This is a genomic window from Burkholderia sp. YIM B11467 (assembly GCF_052952715.1).
Map to the genome: position 1 here is coordinate 534,289 of NZ_JBQVSQ010000005.1, position 16,151 is coordinate 550,439.

Sequence of the window (16,151 nt, forward strand, 5' to 3'; positions counted from 1 at the left end):
ACTTACGATGGGGAAAAAGCCGCCCGCGAACGGGCGGACCGTCTCCTTAGCCGCGCAGACGCGCACCGGCGCGAGCCATCCGCTCGACCAGCGTCTGGATCGCCTGATCGACGACCTCGTCCTGTAGCGTGCCAGCCGCGTCCTGCAGCGTCACGCGGAAGGCAAGGCTCTTCTCGTGCGCGGCGAGACCACCGGAAGTATTTGATTTTGCACGAAATTCGTCGAAGAGTACAACCTTCTGAACGAATCGGCAGGCCTCTTCGGCAAGCGCCTTCTTCATTTCGTCGAAAAGTGCCTGAACCTCGACCGCCTGATCGACGACAACGGCGATATCACGACGGACCGGCGGGAATTTCGACACGTCGGTCGGCGCGGGCAGCGCACGCGCAATCAGCGCGTCCGCGTCGATCTCGAACATCACCGGCGCGTGCGGCAGCTCGTACTTCTGCATCAGGCGCGGGTGCAGTTCGCCGATCCAGCCGACCGAACGGCCATCGACTTCGATGCGCGCGCTGCGGCCCGGATGGAGGGCCGGATGCTCGGCCTTCACGAAGCGTGCGGCCGCGGGCGCGAGCAGCGCCTCGAGATCGCCCTTCACGTCGAAGAAATCGACCGCGCGGGTCGCCGCGCCCCACTGCTCGTCGAGCGCCGGGCCATAGGCAAGCGCGCCGACGCGCTTCGGCTGCGCATGGCCTTCCACCGCCAGCTCGCCGGCCTTCACCGACGGATCGGCGAGGAACACGCGGCCCGACTCGAACACGCGCACGCGGTCGGCACGGCGGTTCAGGTTGTGGCGCAGCACGGCGATCAGGCTGCCGAACAGCGTCGTGCGCATCACCGAAAGCTGGCTCGCGATCGGGTTCAGCAGCCGGATCGGGTTGTCGTTACCCGCGAAATCGCTCTCCCACTCCGCATCGACGAAGCTGAAGTTGACGGTTTCCGCATAATCGCGCGCGGCAAGCGCGTGACGGATGTCGTGGATCGAGCGCCGCGCCTCGTTGGTCGCGCGCATTTCGCTCGTCGCGACCGGCGGACGCGCCGGGATCTTCTCGAAGCCGTAAATGCGCGCCACTTCCTCGATCAGGTCTTCCTCGATCTCGATGTCGAAGCGGTGCGACGGCGGCGTGACGAGGAACGCGTCGTCGTCACGCTCGAACGGCAGGCCGAGGCGCGTGAAGATGCTGGCGATCTCGTCGGCGCCGATCTTCACGCCGATGATGCGGTTCGCGCGCGACACGCGCATCTTCACCGGCGCGCGCTGCGGCAGGTTCACGGACTGATCGTCGACCGGGCCGGCCTTGCCGCCGCAGATCTCGAGAATCAGTTGCGTGATGCGCTCGACGTGCTCGACGGTCGTCGCGTAATCGACACCGCGCTCGAAACGATGCGCCGCATCGGTCGAGAAGTTGTACTTGCGCGCGCGGCCGCGGATGCTGTCCGGCCACCAGAACGCGGCTTCCAGGTAGATGTTGGTCGTGTCGAGCGTGACGGCCGTGCTGTCGCCGCCCATGATGCCGGCCAGGCTTTCCACGTGGCGGTCGTCCGCAATCACGCCGACCGTTTCGTCGAGTTCGACCGTGTTGCCGTTGAGCAGCTTCAGCGATTCGCCGCGCTTGCCCCAACGCACTTCAATACCGCCGTGAATCTTGTCGAGATCGAACACGTGCGACGGGCGGCCGAGCTCGAACATCACGTAGTTCGAAATGTCGACGAGGGCCGACACGCTGCGCTGGCCCGAACGCTCGAGGCGCTCGACCATCCACTGCGGCGTCTTCGCATGCGCGTTCACGCCGCGGATCACGCGACCCGAGAAACGGCCGCACAGATCGGGGGCGGCAATGCGCACCGGCAGCGTCTCGTCGAGCTCGACGCGCACCGGGCGGATGTCGACCGGCGTCAGCGGCGCGCCGGTGATCGCGGCCGTCTCGCGCGCGATACCGAACACGGACAGGCAGTCGGCCTTGTTCGGCGTCAGCTTGATTTCGAAGATCGTGTCGTCGAGATTGAGCGTCTCGCGAATATCCTGACCGACCGGCGTGTCTTCCGGCAGGATCAGCAGGCCACTGTGATCCTCGGACAGCTTCAGTTCGCGCGCCGAGCACAGCATCCCCTGGCTCTCCACCCCGCGCAACTTCGACAGCTTGATCGCGAACGGCTTGCCGCCCTCTTCTGCCGGCGGCAGTTCCGCGCCGACCAGCGCGACCGGCACCTTGATGCCGGGCGCCACGTTCGGCGCGCCGCAGACGATATTCAGCGTCGCGCCGGTGCCGGCGTCGACCTGGCAGACATTGAGCTTGTCCGCATCCGGATGCTTGGCGACTTCGAGCACGCGGCCGACGACGATCTTCGACGTCGGCGGCGCGGCCTTGCTCAGCGATTCGACTTCGAGCCCCGCCATCGTCAGCGCGTGCGACAGTTCGTCGGTCGTCAGCTGCGGGTCGACAAAGGTTCTCAACCAGGATTCAGGGAATTGCATGGATGTCTACGTTCGAAACAGGTTAGATCGACGCCCGGGCCCCGTCGGATCGTCCGTCGGGGCGTGCGCGGGCACAGGTCGGCGCGGCGAGCGGCGTTATGCGAACTGGCGCAGGAAACGCAGGTCGTTCTCGAAGAACAGCCGGAGATCCTGGACGCCATAGCGCAGCATCGTCAGGCGCTCGAGGCCACTGCCGAACGCAAAGCCGATGTAGCGCTCGGGATCGAGGCCCATGTTGCGAATCACCGTCGGATGCACCTGCCCCGAGCCGGAGATCTCGAGCCATTTGCCAGCGTTCTTGCCTTGCTCGAACATCATGTCGATCTCGGCCGACGGTTCCGTGAACGGGAAATACGACGGACGGAAGCGCACGAGGATGTCGTCGCGCTCGAAGAATTTTTTCAGGAAGTCGGTGTAGACGCCCTTGAGGTCGGCGAAGCTGATGTTCTCGTCGATCCACAGCCCCTCGACCTGATTGAACATCGGCGAGTGGGTCGCATCGCTGTCGACGCGATACGTGCGGCCCGGCGCGATCACCTTGATCGGCGGACGGTTCATGCGCGCATAACGCACCTGCATCGGGCTCGTGTGCGTGCGCAGCAGCAACTGACGGTCGTCGGCATCCTTGCCTTCGACGTAGAAGGTGTCCTGCATCGAACGCGCCGGATGGTTCTCCGGGCTGTTCAGCGACGTGAAGTTGTACCAGTCGGTCTCGATTTCGGGGCCGTCGGCCACATCGAAACCGATCGAGCCGAAAATCTGTTCGACCCGCTCCCACGTGCGCATCACGGGGTGCAGGCTGCCTGCGCCGGCGCCACGACCCGGCAGCGTCACGTCGATCGCTTCGGCAGTGAGGCGCTGATTCAGCAGCGCGTCGGCCAGTGCCTGGCGACGGGCGGTCAGCGCGGCTTCAACCTGCTGCTTCACGACGTTGATGCGTGCGCCTTCGGTCTTGCGTGTTTCGGGATCGAGCTTGCCGAGGCCCTTCAGCAACTCGGTCAGCGCACCCGACTTGCCGAGAAAGCGTGCTTTCTCGTTTTCGAGCGTGGTGATGTCGGCAGCCTGTTCGAAGGACTGCTGCGCGTCGGCGACAATCTGGTCCAGATCCATAGATCCCATCATTTCCAACGTCATTCGGTCTTGGCGAGCGAAACTGCTCCACCAAACAAAAAAGGGGCTCGGAAGAGCCCCGTTTTCGCTGCAGCGGCCGAGACTACCGGAGCATCGCTGCAACTAACCACGCAGTGCTAATTTCGCAATTAGGCTGCAACGGCGGCTTTCACCTGCTTGACGATCGCAGCAAAAGCAGCCTTGTCGAACACCGCCATATCGGCCAGAACCTTACGGTCGAGTTCGATCGACGCCTTCTTCAGGCCGTTGATGAACACGCTGTAGGTCATGTCGTGCTGGCGGACTGCCGCGTTGATACGCGTGATCCACAGTGCGCGGAACACACGCTTCTTGTTGCGGCGATCGCGGTACGCGTACTGGCCAGCGCGCATCACCGCCTGCTTGGCGATGCGGTAGACGTTATTGCGGCGGCCGCGATAACCCTTGGCCAGGTTGATGATCTTCTTGTGGCGGGCCCGTGCGGTTACCCCACGTTTGACTCGAGGCATATTTCTCTCCTTAGAGTATCGATTGAGGGGTTACGCGAACGGCAGCATTGCGCGGACGGAGTTCAGATCGGAATCATGAACTGCCGTTGCGCCGCGCAGGTGGCGCTTGTTCTTCGTGGTTTTCTTGGTCAGGATGTGACGCTTGAAGGCTTGACCGCGCTTGACGGTACCGCCCGGACGCACCACGAAGCGCTTTGCAGCGCTCTTCTTGGTCTTCATCTTAGGCATGACGAACAACTCCAGTTTATTAGATGGCGATGGGTGTGCGGTTGGCTTGCGCCCTTGACCCGCCCTTCGAAACCCAGTCCACTTGTGTACGGCGAACTGCTTGCGCAGCCACCGTCATTGTTGGCACGCCGCCCTGACCGGGCAACGCACCGAACCACTGTCGAACCTGCGCGCGAAGCGCGCGGGCCCGTTACTTCTTTTTCTTCGGCGAGAGCACCATGATCATCTGGCGCCCTTCCATCTTCGGCATCTGCTCGACCTGGCCGACTTCCTCGAGATCCGTGCGCAGACGCTCAAGCATCCGCATACCGATTTCCTGGTGAGCCATTTCGCGACCGCGGAAACGCAACGTGATCTTCGTCTTGTCGCCTTCTTCGAGGAAGCGCACGAGGTTGCGGAGCTTGACGTTGTAATCCCCGTCATCGGTACCCGGGCGGAATTTGACTTCCTTGACCTGGATGACCTTCTGCTTCAGCTTCGCTTCGTGCTGCTTCTTCGATTCCTGGTACTTGAACTTGCCGTAATCCATCAGACGGCAAACCGGGGGAACCGCTTGCGGCGCGATTTCCACCAGGTCAACATCCAGTTCTTCCGATTTACGGAAAGCATCAGCGAGTTTTACGATACCGAGCGGTTCGTTCTCGATCCCGACCAGACGCACTTCCGGCGCAGTGATTTCACCGTTGATGCGATGCGACGACTTATCAGTAGCGATGTTACGTTTCCTCTAAAAATTAAAAAAACGAGCCGCGCTGCCAGGGCGGTTACTTGAACGAGCGCAGGTCTTCCTGCAGACGCTCAACGAAGGCATCGACCGGCATCACGCCAAGATCGACGCCGCCACGGGCACGCACGGCTACCGTTTGCGCATCACGCTCCTTATCACCCACGACGAGGAGATAAGGCACCTTTTCCAGCGTGTGCTCGCGTATTTTATAGCTAATCTTCTCGTTGCGCAAATCGGCCGTCACTCTAACCCCTTGTTTTTGCAACGTTTGGGCCAGAGACTGCGCATATTCGACCTGATTTTCGGCGATATTGAGCACAACAGCCTGAATCGGCGCGAGCCAGACCGGCATCGCACCAGCGTGGTGCTCGATCAGAATGCCGAGGAATCGCTCCATCGAACCGACGATCGCACGGTGCAGCATCACCGGCCGGCGGCGGCTGTTGTCTTCCGCGACATACTCGGCGCCGAGGCGCTCCGGCAGCATCATGTCGAGCTGCAGCGTGCCGCACTGCCACGAACGGCCGAGCGCATCCTTGATGTGATACTCGATCTTCGGACCGTAGAACGCACCCTCGCCCGGCAGCTCTTCCCACTTGAGGCCGCACGCCGTCAGCGCTTCACGCAGCCCCTGCTCGGCACGATCCCACGTTTCGTCGGAACCCATGCGCTGCTCCGGACGCAGCGACAGCTTGATGTCGATGTGGTCGAAGCCGAAATCGCCGTACACGCTCATCGCGAGTTTGTTGAACGCGATCGACTCGGCAATGATCTGGTCTTCCGTACAGAAGATGTGCGCATCGTCCTGCACGAAGCCGCGCACGCGCATCAGGCCGTGCAGCGCGCCCGACGCCTCGTTGCGGTGGCACGAACCGAATTCCGCGTAACGCAGCGGCAGGTCACGGTACGAGCGCAGGCCGTGCTTGAACACCTGGACGTGCCCCGGACAGTTCATCGGCTTGATCGCGTAGTCGCGCTTCTCCGACTCCGTCGTGAACATGTTCTCGCGGTAGTTCTGCCAGTGACCCGACGCTTCCCACAGCGAGCGGTCCATGATCATCGGCGTCTTGATCTCGAGGTAACCGGCTTCGTTCACACGACGGCGCATGTACTGCTCGACCTGCTGCCACAGCGCCCAGCCCTTCGGATGCCAGAACACCATGCCCGGCGACTCTTCCTGCATGTGGAACAGGTCGAGCTGCTTGCCGAGCTTGCGGTGGTCGCGCTTTTCCGCTTCCTCGAGCATGTGCAGGTATTGATCCTGGTCTTCCTTCTTCGTCCAGGCCGTGCCGTAGATGCGCTGCAGCTGCTCGTTCTTCGAATCGCCGCGCCAGTAGGCGCCCGCGACCTTCATCAGCTTGAAGACCTTCAGCTTGCCGGTCGACGGCACGTGCGGGCCACGGCACAGGTCGGTGAAGCCGCCGTGCGAATACAGCTTGATGTCGTCGCTCTGCGGAATCGATTCGATGATCTCGGCCTTGTACTTCTCGCCGATGCTGCGGAAGTACCCCGCGGCCTCGTCGCGCGACACGACGCGGCGCGTCACGGGCTCGTCCTTCTTGGCGAGCTCCAGCATGCGCTTTTCGATCTTCTCGAGATCTTCCGGCGTAAACGGACGCTGATACGCGAAGTCGTAATAGAAGCCATTGTCGATCACCGGACCGATCGTCACTTGCGCTTCCGGATACAGTTCCTTCACTGCGTACGCGAGCAAGTGCGCGGCCGAGTGACGGATGATGTCGAGGCCGTCGGCGTCCTTGTCCGTGACGATAGCGAGCGACGCGTCGCGGTCGATCACCGCGGACGTATCGACGAGCTCGCCATCGAGCTTGCCACCAAGCGCAGCCTTCGCAAGGCCGGGACCGATCGAGGCTGCAACCTCGGCAACTGTCACCGGATGCTCGTATTGTCGAACTGAGCCGTCAGGCAAGCGTATCGAAACCATAGCAATCTCCGTGATGCCGACAGTGGGCGGCAGACCAAACACGCGATATAAAAGTCACGCGCGAAAATTTCGCGACAAAAAAAATGCGGCCCCGCTTTCGAGGGGCCGCATTCGATACTTCACTCAAACTGAAAGGGCGAAAACGTTCCTCGACTAGCGTCGGTCCGAAAAGGTTTCGGTCAACGTTCGCGGTGTCATAACCGTATTCGCCTTGTTTGCGTTGAGTTATTTACTGCATCGAATACCCGGAAACCGGGCATTCTCAATTCGTTGGTAGGCTCGATTGGACTCGAACCAACGACCCCCACCATGTCAAGGTGGTGCTCTAACCAGCTGAGCTACGAGCCTAGAGAAGCTGAAATTATATGGAGCTGCTGTCCGTTTGGCAAGTCTTTTTATGCGGTCGCAGCAAAATAACCGTGTTCCAACCCCATCATGCCTTCCGCCCCGCCCGCACGACGCCCTGCACCTCGCCAAGCAGCGTGCAGGCGCGCTGCACCTGCGCCGAGTTCGACACCTCGACCGTGAACTGCATGAATGCCGCATTGCGACGGCTTTGCGTCTTCACGCCGACCACGTTCATCTTTTCGCGCGCGAACACTTCGGAGATGTCGCGCAGCAACCCCTGCCGGTCGCTCGCCTCGATCATCAGGTCGACCGGATAGACGGACGCGCCGCGCCCGCCCAGCACGTCGGCCGACCAGGTCGTCTGCAGTACGCGTTCCGGCGCGCGCTCGACCATCCGGCGAAACGTCGGGCAGTCGGTGCGGTGGATCGACATCCCCTTGCCGCGCGTGACGAAACCGCTGATCGGATCGGGCGGCGCCGGACGGCAGCAGCGCGCGAGCTGAGTCAGCAGCGCGTCGACGCCCACGACCAGCACGCCGGTCGACGCGCCGTGCGCCACGCTCGCGCCGCTGCTGCGTTTCTCGAAATCGGCAGGCGCCTCGGGCGCCGGTTCAGGCGGCGGCGCATCGGACAGCGCGTGCTCGACGTGGCGCAGACTGAACTCTTCCTTGCCGACGACCGAGAACAACTCCTCGGGCGACTTGAAGCCGAGCTTCGCGGCGAGGTTGTCCAGGCTGACCGACGTCTTGCCCTCGCGCTGCAGCGTCTTTTCGACGAGCGCCCGACCATGCGCGACGTTTTCTTCCTGCTCGATCGAGTTGAACCACGCACGCACCTTCTGCCGCGCGCGCGGACTCTTCAGGTAACCGAGCTGCAGGTTCAGCCAGTCGCGCGACGGCCCGCCCTCCTTCACCGCGACGATCTCGACCGTCTGGCCGTTCGCGAGCGACGTATTCAGCGGCACCATCACGCCGTCGACGCGCGCGCCGCGGCAGCGATGGCCGAGTTCGCTGTGCAGGTGGTACGCGAAATCGACCGGCGTCGCGCCCTGCGGCAACGCGATCACGCGCGCCTGCGGCGTCAGCACGTAGATGTGGTCGTCGTCGAGCGACGTCTCGCGCAATTGCGCCCACGCCTGGTCGCCCGACACCTCGGTGCCGTCCTCGACGTCATCCTTCCACGCGAGCAACTGGCGCAGCCACGCGATCTTCTCGTCGTATTTGTCGCTCGCCGAGAACTGGCCGCCGTAGCCGCGCGTGCCAGCCTCCTTGTAGCGCCAGTGCGCGGCAACGCCGTACTCGGCGAAGCGGTGCATCTCGTGCGTGCGGATCTGCACTTCGAACGCGCGGCCGTCGTCGCCGATCACGACCGTATGCAGCGACTTGTAGCCGTTCGGCTTCGGCCGCGAGATGTAGTCGTCGAACTCTTTCGGCACCGGCTGCCACAGGTGATGCACGATACCGAGCACCGTGTAGCAATCCTTGATGTCGGGCACGATCACGCGGAACGCGCGCACGTCGTACAGCTCGGCGAAATCGAGCTCCTTGCCGCGCATCTTGCGCCAGATGCTGTAGATATGCTTCGGCCGGCCGCTCACGTCGGCCTGGATGTGCGCTTCCGCCAGCTCATGCTGCAGCCGCTCGATCGCTTGTCTGACGTACGCCTCGCGTTCGATGCGCTTTTCGTCGAGCAGTTTCGCGATCCGCTTGTAGGTGACGGGATCCTCGAAGCGGAACGCGAGATCCTCGAGCTCCCACTTCAGTTGCCAGATACCGAGACGGTTCGCGAGCGGCGCATAGATCTCGAGCGTCTCGCGCGCGACGTCGGGCGGCGGGTCGATCTTCGCGGCCGCGTAGTAGCGCAGCGACTGCAGCCGCGACGCAAGCCGGATCAGCACCACGCGGATATCCTGCGCGAACGCGAGCAGCATCTTGCGCAACGCCTCGATCTGCGTGCGCCGCTCTTCCGCTGCGTCACGTCCCGCGTCGGCCACCGCATTCTGCGCGGCACGCAGGCTGACGGTGCCGAGCCGCAACAGCTTGCGCACGTCGGACACGAGCCGCGCCACTTCGTCGCCGAAACGCTCGGTCAGCTCGCGCTCGGGGTCGCTCAGGTGCGGCGTCAGCACGAACAGCGCGGCGGCCTGCATCGCGGACGGATCGACGTTCAGCGTGCGCATGATCGACGCCGTGCCTGCCGAGTGGTCGGCGAGCAGTTCGCCCGACGACAGGCGTGCATCGCCGGCCCGCTCGCGCACGAATGCGAGCACGTCGTCGAACGACGGTGCCGAAACGGGGGAAGCGGAAACGGACTCGGTCATTGCACGGCCTGGCGTAATACGGTCATCGTCGAGCGACGCTCAGCTCCGCTGGGCGGCGACGACCACGATCTCGACGAGCAGCGCCGGATCCGCGAGCTTTGCCTCGACGGTGGCGCGCGGCGGCGTGTTGCCTTGCGCGACCCACGCGTCCCACTCCGCATTCATGCCTTCGAAGTTCGCCAGATCCGAGATGTAGATCTGCACCGACAGCAGATGCGCCTTGTCGCTGTTCGCTTCGGCGAGCAGGCGATCGATGTGGCCGAGCACTTCGCGCGTCTGGCCCTTGATGTCCTGCGTGGTGTCTTCGGCGATCTGGCCGGCCAGATACACGGTACCGTTGTGGATCGCGGTTTCGGAGAGACGGGCCCCGACGTGGTGACGAATGACTGCCATGGAATGTTCCGGTCGTGAGTGGATGATGAATCGGACGGCGACACGGCCCGCGTGCCGCCGAACCGCATATTATGACGCGTTTATGCGACGCCTTCGACGAAAAACCGCCGCGCGAGCGTTATCTGGTCGGCGCTGATGAATGCCGGCGCGTGACCCGCACCCGGAATCTCGACCTGCGTCACATGCCGGCCGCGACGCATCATTTCGGCCACCGTGTCACGCGACAGCAGGTCGGATGTCTCGCCGCGCACGACGAGCAGCGACGCGTCCGTCGTCTCGATGGCGCGCCACAGCGCCGCCTCGCCGAGTGCGGCCAGTTCGGGCGTCGTCGCCTTGAACGGTTCGGCGATGCGCGGATCGTAGCGCATCGTCCAGCCGCCTTCGGGCAACTCGCGCAGCAGCGGTCCGTTGATCTCGCGCCACTCGTCGCCGGTCAGCGCGCCGAACGGCAACGACAGCGACGTCAGGTAATCGATGCCCTCCTGTTCGGTCGCAAAGCGCGGCTGCACGCCGAGATATTCGCCGATGCGCGTCAGCGAATCAGGCTCGATGCGCGGGCCGACGTCGTTGACGATCATCCGGCGCAGCGGCGAACCGGGCAGCCCCGCGAGCGCCAGGCCGATCAGGCCGCCCATCGACGTGCCGAACCAGTCGACCGATTCGACGTCGAGCCGCGCGATCAGCGTCACCATGTCGGCCACGTATTGCGGAATCGCGTAGAGCCGCGGATCGGCCAGCCGGTCGGACTGGCCGCGCCCGACGACATCGGGGCACACGACGCGATACGTATCGGACAGCGCGGCGGCGAGCCGATCGAAATCACGCCCGGAACGGGTCAGGCCATGCACGCAGACCAGCACACGCGGGTTGGCGGGATCGCCCCACTCGGTATAAGCGACGTGGTGCAGGCCGGCAACGCTCGCACACTGCACGCGCCGCTGGCGAGGAACCGGGGGATTCGCTGGAATTGTTGGCATCGTTGGCATCCTGTCGAACGGGGGCGACGCGCGGGACAACGGTTGCGACGCCCGATGCAAACGATTGTAAACCGCTTCCGCCGCACGGGTCCGCCCACCGGGCGCCGGGCAGGCGGCGCGGTCCCGCGTAATGACAAACGCCCCGCATGCCGTCGTCCGGCATGCGGGGCGTCGACACCGCGCCTGCGCGCGGAGAACTCAGGCGACCGCGCTGACGTCGAGCGGCGCGCCCGTCTTCGCCTGGATCTCGTCGGCGCTCACGCCGTCGGCGAGCTCGAGGACCTTCAGGCCGGCCGGCGTCACTTCGATCACGCCGAGATCGGTGATGATCAGGTCGACCACACCGACACCGGTCAACGGCAGGTTGCACTCTTCGAGGATCTTGTGCTGGTCGCCCTTTGCGACATGCTCCATCAGCACGACGACGCGCTTCACGCCCGCGACGAGGTCCATCGCACCGCCCATCCCCTTGATCATCTTGCCGGGGATCATCCAGTTCGCGAGGTCGCCCTGCTTGCTGACCTGCATCGCACCGAGGATCGCGAGGTTGATGTGGCCGCCGCGGATCATCGCGAACGAGTCGGCCGACGAGAAGATCGACGAACCCGGCAGCGTCGTGACGGTCTGCTTGCCGGCGTTGATGAGATCGGCGTCGACTTCGTCTTCGGTCGGCGACGGGCCGATGCCGAGCAGGCCGTTCTCCGACTGCAGCCACACCTCGACGCCTTCCGGCACGTGGTTCGCGACGAGCGTCGGCAGGCCGATGCCGAGGTTCACGTAGAAGCCGTCCTGCAGTTCCTTCGCCGCGCGCGCGGCCATCTGGTCACGATTCCAGGCCATGTCAGTCTCCTTTCGCGCGTACGACGCGTTGTTCGATGCGTTTTTCGGGCGTCGCGTTCAGCACGATGCGCTGCACGAAAATCCCCGGCGTATGGACCTGGTCCGGATCGAGTGTGCCGTTCTCGACGATCTCCTCGACCTCGACCACGGTGATCTTGCCGGCCATCGCGCACATCGGGTTGAAGTTGCGCGCGGTGCGGCGATAGATCAGGTTGCCGGACTTGTCGGCCTTCCAGGCCTTCACGAGCGCGACGTCGGCCGTCAGTGACGGCTCGAGCACGTAGTGGCGATCGCCGAACTGGCGCGTTTCCTTGCCTTCCGCGATCACGGTGCCGTAGCCAGTATTCGTGAAGAATGCGGGGATGCCCGCGCCGCCCGCGCGCAGTTTTTCGGCGAGCGTGCCTTGCGGCGTGAATTCGAGCTCGAGTTCGCCCGCCAGGTACTGGCGCTCGAACTCCTTGTTCTCGCCGACGTACGACGAGATCATTTTCTTGATCTGGCGCGTTTCCAGCAGCAGGCCGAGGCCGAAACCGTCGACGCCCGCGTTGTTGCTGATGCAGGTGATGCCCTTGACGGCCGAATCGCGCAACGCCGCGATCAGCGCCTCCGGAATCCCGCACAGGCCGAAGCCGCCCACCGCGAAGGTCTGTCCGTCGCGGACGATCCCTTCCAGCGCGGCAGCCGCGCTTGGATAGACTTTGTTCATCTGTTGTCCCTTCCTCTATGGAAACCAGCAAAACCGGTTCACGCGCCCACGTGGCCCGCAAGCCCGCCGCATCATTCTATGCATGCACGGCGATGCCTGCGTCGAGGCGCGCTTTTTTATGTCGCGGCAAACCGCCGCGAGATGCCTGAAAGGGTACGATGCGGCGCGGATGCGGCACAATACGCAAAAATACATAAGCGTTTGCCTCCGCTTGCCTGCGCCATGCCCGCTCTCGATTACCAGACTGCCTTCCACCTCGCGCCGCTCGGCCTCGTCCTGTCGCGCGATCGCGTGATCGAGGACTGCAACGACGCGCTCGCGTCGATCTTCCGCTGCGCGCGGGCCGACCTGATCGGGAAATCGTACGAGGTGCTCTACCCGTCGACGGACGAATTCCAGCGAATCGGCGAGCGTATCGCGCGCGTGATGGCCGCGAACGGCATCTACTCGGATGACAGAATCATGAAGCGGGCGGACGGCGAGCTGTTCTGGTGCCACGTGACGGGCCGCGCGCTCGACCGCACCGCGCCGCTCGCGGCCGGCGTCTGGACCTTCGAGGATTTGAGCGCGACGCGCCGGGTCGCCGTCGAGCTGACCCCGCGCGAACGCGAGATCGCCGCGCAGCTCGCGACCGGCAAGACCAGCAAGCAGATCGGGCGCGTGCTCGACATCAGCTCGCGCACGGTCGACATCTACCGCGCACGGCTGATGCGCAAATACGGGACGAACAATACGCCGGAGCTGCTGCAGCGCCTGCTTGGGCACTGAACGGCGGTTCCCGGATGACAATCGGCCGCGTAAAGCGGCCGATTCGGGAAACCATGGTTATGGGGCGTGACCGGCGCCGGCCTCACCCTGTCGACGCTCACCCGATCTTCGTCGCGAGCGCGCGCTCAATCGTGTCGCGCAGCAGTTGCGGCAGCGGCACCGACTTGCCGAGCGCGTAGTCGACCCATACGCAACGCGCCTTGCCGCGCGCATAGACGTGCTGCGGATCGTCCGCGCGCGTGAGCTCGAAACCGGTGTCGAAGCTGCTTCGGCCCGGTTTCGCGGCCGACATCTTCGCGATCACGTCGCCCGGATAGTGCAGTTGCTTGAGAAACTCCATCGACGCCGTGACGATCACGGGCCCCTGTCCCTCGCCGTTGCCGCCGGCAATGCCGAGCTCCTCGAACCACGAGATCCGCGCCTGTTCCATATAACGGAAATAGACCGTGTTGTTCACGTGGCCGAACGCATCCATGTCGCCCCAGCGGATCGGCATCGACATCTCAAATACGGGTGAATAATCGCTTGTTGCACTCATTGCAGTCTTCTTTATTGCTGAATGTCATCCGCTCAGGCGAGGCCGAAGCCGTCGTCGGCGGAGATAATCGAGCCATTGATGAACTGCGACTCGTCGGCCGCGAGCAGCAACAACAGCCCGTCGAGATCCTGCGGCTTGCCGACGCGCCGGCGCGGCAGCATCGACTGCAGCTTCTGGCCCTGCTCGGTTTCCCACAGGTAATGATTGATTTCGGTATCGATATAGCCCGGACAGATCGCGTTGACGTTGATCCCGTGGCGTCCCCATTCGAGCGCCATCGCGCGCGTCATCTGCACGACCGCGGACTTGCTCATCGCATACAGCCCGATCTGCGGGAACGCGCGCAGCCCGGCCACCGACGCGATGTTGATGATCCGGTACGGCGGCTTGCCGTTGCCGTTCGCGCGCATCATCATCCGCTTCGCGACTTCCTGCGCGACGAAAAATGCACCGCGCGTGTTGGTATCGAACACGAACTCGAAATCGGCCGGCGTCACGTCGACGAGCTTCTGCATCGTCGAAACGCCCGAATTGTTCACGAGGATGTCGATCGTGCCGGCTTCCGTCTCCGCGTGCGCGACCGCCGCCTTGATGCTCTGGACGTCGGTGACGTCGAGCGACACGACGTGCGCGGCGCCGCCCGCCGCCTCGATTTCCGCACGCAGTTCCTTCAGGCGTTCGACGCGGCGGCTTGCGAGCACGACCTTCGCACCGGCCTGCGACAGTACCTGCGCAAAGCGCTGCCCAAGGCCGCTCGACGCGCCCGTGACCAGCGCAACCTTGCCTTCCAGATTGATCGATCGACCCATTTGCACATCCCCTTTCGATGTCATTTCGCCGCCACGGGCAGCACGGCCCGCGCGGCATTACCGTAGCACAAAAATAGAACGATCGTGCTAATCTAGCCGCATGCTGTTGCGGCAAGCGTTTCGTTTCGCAGACAATACGCTCCCGAATAAAAGCATTCTAACGGTTAGAGGAACGCCAATGACCCCCGCAAGCCTCATCGAGCAATACGGCCCGCGCGAATCGATGGAATACGACGTCGTGATCGTCGGCGGCGGCCCCGCCGGGCTGTCGGCGGCGATCCGGCTCAAGCAGCTGGCCGCCGAGAAAGGCACCGAGATCGGCGTGTGCGTGCTCGAGAAGGGTTCCGAGATCGGCGCGCACATCCTGTCGGGCGCGGTGATGGACCCGCGCGCGATCACCGAGCTGTTCCCCGACTGGAAGGAACAGGGCGCGCCGCTGAACGTCGAGGTGACGGAAGACCGCTTCCTGTTCCTGTCCGAGAAAAGCGCGGTCACGACGCCGAACTGGGCGCTGCCCGAGAACTTCAAGAACCACGGCAACTACGTCATTTCGCTGGGCAACGTCACGCGCTGGCTCGGCCAGCAGGCCGAAGCGCTGGGCGTCGAGATCTTCCCGGGCTTCCCGGCCGCCGAGATCCTGTACAACGACGACGGCTCCGTGAAGGGTGTCGCGACCGGCAACATGGGCGTGGGCAAGGACGGCGAGCCGACCGAGAACTTCCAGCTCGGCATGGAGCTGCACGCGAAGTACACGCTGTTCGCCGAAGGCTGCCGCGGCCACCTCGGCCGCCAGCTGATCTCGAAGTTCAAGCTCGACGCAAACGCCGAGCCGCAGGCGTACGGGATCGGCATCAAGGAACTGTGGGAAATCGATCCCGCGAAGCACAAGCCGGGCCTCGTGATCCACACGGCCGGCTGGCCGCTGAAGTCCGATACCTACGGCGGCTCGTTCCTGTATCACATGGACAACAACCAGGTCGTGGTCGGTTTCGTGGTCGGCCTCGGCTACACGAACCCGTACCTGTCGCCGTTCGAGGAATTCCAGCGCTACAAGACGCACCCGTCGATCCGCGCGTTCNCTTCGTGGTGGGCCTCGGCTACACGAACCCGTACCTGTCGCCGTTCGAGGAATTCCAGCGCTACAAGACGCACCCGTCGATCCGCGCGTTCCTGGAAGGCGGCAAGCGCGTATCGTACGGCGCACGTGCGATCACCGCGGGCGGGCTGCTGTCGCTGCCGAAGACGGTGTTCCCGGGCGGCGCGCTGATCGGCGACGACGCGGGTTTCCTGAACGCATCGCGGATCAAGGGCAGCCACGCGGCGATCAAGACCGGCATGCTGGCGGCCGACGCCGCGTTCGACGCGCTGCAGGCCGGCCGTCAGTCGGACGAACTGAACGCATACCCGGACGCCTTCAAGCAGTCGTGGCTGTACACGGAGCTGTACCGCGCACGCAA

14 protein-coding genes, 1 tRNA gene and 1 pseudogene are annotated in these 16,151 nt (G+C 63.9%); 2 read left to right on the top strand and 14 right to left on the bottom strand.

All coding sequences use genetic code 11. The annotated features are described in order from the left end of the window. Positions 1-46: 46 nt before the first annotated feature. The 12 genes from pheT to ACTRWB_RS20885 all read right to left on the bottom strand — a co-directional run bounded on the left by pheT (position 47) and on the right by ACTRWB_RS20885 (position 12,579). A complete protein-coding gene (gene pheT / locus ACTRWB_RS20830) occupies positions 47-2,476 on the bottom strand; it encodes a phenylalanine--tRNA ligase subunit beta (RefSeq protein ID WP_446903107.1) in 2,430 nt (809 codons plus the stop codon). 96 nt (positions 2,477-2,572) lie between these two features. Beyond that, a complete protein-coding gene (gene pheS / locus ACTRWB_RS20835) occupies positions 2,573-3,586 on the bottom strand; it encodes a phenylalanine--tRNA ligase subunit alpha (RefSeq protein WP_446903108.1) in 1,014 nt (337 codons plus the stop codon). A gap of 149 nt (positions 3,587-3,735) precedes the next feature. Continuing rightward, on the bottom strand, positions 3,736-4,095 hold the full coding sequence (rplT, locus tag ACTRWB_RS20840; protein WP_004192938.1) for a 50S ribosomal protein L20: 360 nt from the start codon (positions 4,093-4,095) through the stop codon (positions 3,736-3,738). A 30-nt stretch (positions 4,096-4,125) separates the two neighbouring features. After that, positions 4,126-4,323, bottom strand: a complete 198-nt coding sequence (gene rpmI, locus ACTRWB_RS20845) for a 50S ribosomal protein L35 (RefSeq protein ID WP_004191477.1) — start codon at positions 4,321-4,323, stop codon at positions 4,126-4,128. 190 nt (positions 4,324-4,513) lie between these two features. Continuing rightward, the gene (gene infC, locus ACTRWB_RS20850) at positions 4,514-5,038 is read right to left on the bottom strand and encodes a translation initiation factor IF-3 (protein WP_071734130.1); all 525 of its coding nucleotides are present in this window, start codon (positions 5,036-5,038) and stop codon (positions 4,514-4,516) included. Positions 5,039-5,087: 49 nt separating this feature from the next. Beyond that, entirely contained in the window at positions 5,088-6,995 is a 1,908-nt protein-coding gene (gene thrS, locus ACTRWB_RS20855; protein WP_193098216.1) for a threonine--tRNA ligase, read from the bottom strand. A gap of 271 nt (positions 6,996-7,266) precedes the next feature. Next, positions 7,267-7,343: transfer RNA gene (locus ACTRWB_RS20860), tRNA-Val, on the bottom strand. 85 nt (positions 7,344-7,428) lie between these two features. Continuing rightward, positions 7,429-9,663 carry a RelA/SpoT family protein gene (locus ACTRWB_RS20865; RefSeq protein ID WP_446903109.1) on the bottom strand — a complete coding sequence of 745 codons (2,235 nt, stop codon included), beginning with the start codon at positions 9,661-9,663 and terminating at the stop codon, positions 7,429-7,431. A gap of 39 nt (positions 9,664-9,702) precedes the next feature. Continuing rightward, on the bottom strand, positions 9,703-10,056 hold the full coding sequence (locus tag ACTRWB_RS20870) for a RidA family protein (protein ID WP_014897238.1): 354 nt from the start codon (positions 10,054-10,056) through the stop codon (positions 9,703-9,705). A gap of 80 nt (positions 10,057-10,136) precedes the next feature. Beyond that, positions 10,137-11,033 carry an alpha/beta fold hydrolase gene (locus ACTRWB_RS20875; RefSeq protein ID WP_193098214.1) on the bottom strand — a complete coding sequence of 299 codons (897 nt, stop codon included), beginning with the start codon at positions 11,031-11,033 and terminating at the stop codon, positions 10,137-10,139. Positions 11,034-11,231: 198 nt separating this feature from the next. Further along, entirely contained in the window at positions 11,232-11,873 is a 642-nt protein-coding gene (locus ACTRWB_RS20880) for a CoA transferase subunit B (RefSeq protein WP_065500190.1), read from the bottom strand. Position 11,874: 1 nt separating this feature from the next. After that, positions 11,875-12,579, bottom strand: coding sequence for a CoA transferase subunit A (locus tag ACTRWB_RS20885; RefSeq protein WP_011545238.1), 705 nt, complete (start codon positions 12,577-12,579; stop codon positions 11,875-11,877). A gap of 222 nt (positions 12,580-12,801) precedes the next feature. On the opposite strand from ACTRWB_RS20885, the gene ACTRWB_RS20890 reads away from it, so the two are divergent. Further along, on the top strand, positions 12,802-13,347 hold the full coding sequence (locus ACTRWB_RS20890; RefSeq protein ID WP_048244073.1) for a LuxR C-terminal-related transcriptional regulator: 546 nt from the start codon (positions 12,802-12,804) through the stop codon (positions 13,345-13,347). A 97-nt stretch (positions 13,348-13,444) separates the two neighbouring features. Here ACTRWB_RS20890 and ACTRWB_RS20895 read toward each other — a convergent pair whose 3' ends face one another. Next, a complete protein-coding gene (locus ACTRWB_RS20895; protein ID WP_048244075.1) occupies positions 13,445-13,885 on the bottom strand; it encodes an acyl-CoA thioesterase in 441 nt (146 codons plus the stop codon). 32 nt (positions 13,886-13,917) lie between these two features. Beyond that, positions 13,918-14,694, bottom strand: a complete 777-nt coding sequence (locus tag ACTRWB_RS20900) for an SDR family oxidoreductase (RefSeq protein ID WP_048244077.1) — start codon at positions 14,692-14,694, stop codon at positions 13,918-13,920. 178 nt (positions 14,695-14,872) lie between these two features. Here ACTRWB_RS20900 and ACTRWB_RS20905 point away from each other — a divergent pair. Next, positions 14,873-16,151: pseudogene (locus tag ACTRWB_RS20905) on the top strand (NAD(P)/FAD-dependent oxidoreductase); the annotation flags it as partial.

Bases quoted from the DNA above. Each gene is read 5' to 3' on its own strand.
- pheT (WP_446903107.1), bottom strand. From the start codon at position 2,476: ATGCAATTCCCTGAATCCTGGTTGAGAACCTTTGTCGACCCGCAGCTG.
- pheS (WP_446903108.1), bottom strand. From the start codon at position 3,586: ATGGATCTGGACCAGATTGTCGCCGACGCGCAGCAGTCCTTCGAACAG.
- rplT (WP_004192938.1), bottom strand. From the start codon at position 4,095: ATGCCTCGAGTCAAACGTGGGGTAACCGCACGGGCCCGCCACAAGAAG.
- rpmI (WP_004191477.1), bottom strand. From the start codon at position 4,323: ATGCCTAAGATGAAGACCAAGAAGAGCGCTGCAAAGCGCTTCGTGGTG.
- thrS (WP_193098216.1), bottom strand. From the start codon at position 6,995: ATGGTTTCGATACGCTTGCCTGACGGCTCAGTTCGACAATACGAGCAT.
- ACTRWB_RS20865 (WP_446903109.1), bottom strand. From the start codon at position 9,663: ATGACCGAGTCCGTTTCCGCTTCCCCCGTTTCGGCACCGTCGTTCGAC.
- ACTRWB_RS20870 (WP_014897238.1), bottom strand. From the start codon at position 10,056: ATGGCAGTCATTCGTCACCACGTCGGGGCCCGTCTCTCCGAAACCGCG.
- ACTRWB_RS20875 (WP_193098214.1), bottom strand. From the start codon at position 11,033: ATGCCAACAATTCCAGCGAATCCCCCGGTTCCTCGCCAGCGGCGCGTG.
- ACTRWB_RS20880 (WP_065500190.1), bottom strand. From the start codon at position 11,873: ATGGCCTGGAATCGTGACCAGATGGCCGCGCGCGCGGCGAAGGAACTG.
- ACTRWB_RS20885 (WP_011545238.1), bottom strand. From the start codon at position 12,579: ATGAACAAAGTCTATCCAAGCGCGGCTGCCGCGCTGGAAGGGATCGTC.
- ACTRWB_RS20890 (WP_048244073.1), top strand. From the start codon at position 12,802: ATGCCCGCTCTCGATTACCAGACTGCCTTCCACCTCGCGCCGCTCGGC.
- ACTRWB_RS20895 (WP_048244075.1), bottom strand. From the start codon at position 13,885: ATGAGTGCAACAAGCGATTATTCACCCGTATTTGAGATGTCGATGCCG.
- ACTRWB_RS20900 (WP_048244077.1), bottom strand. From the start codon at position 14,694: ATGGGTCGATCGATCAATCTGGAAGGCAAGGTTGCGCTGGTCACGGGC.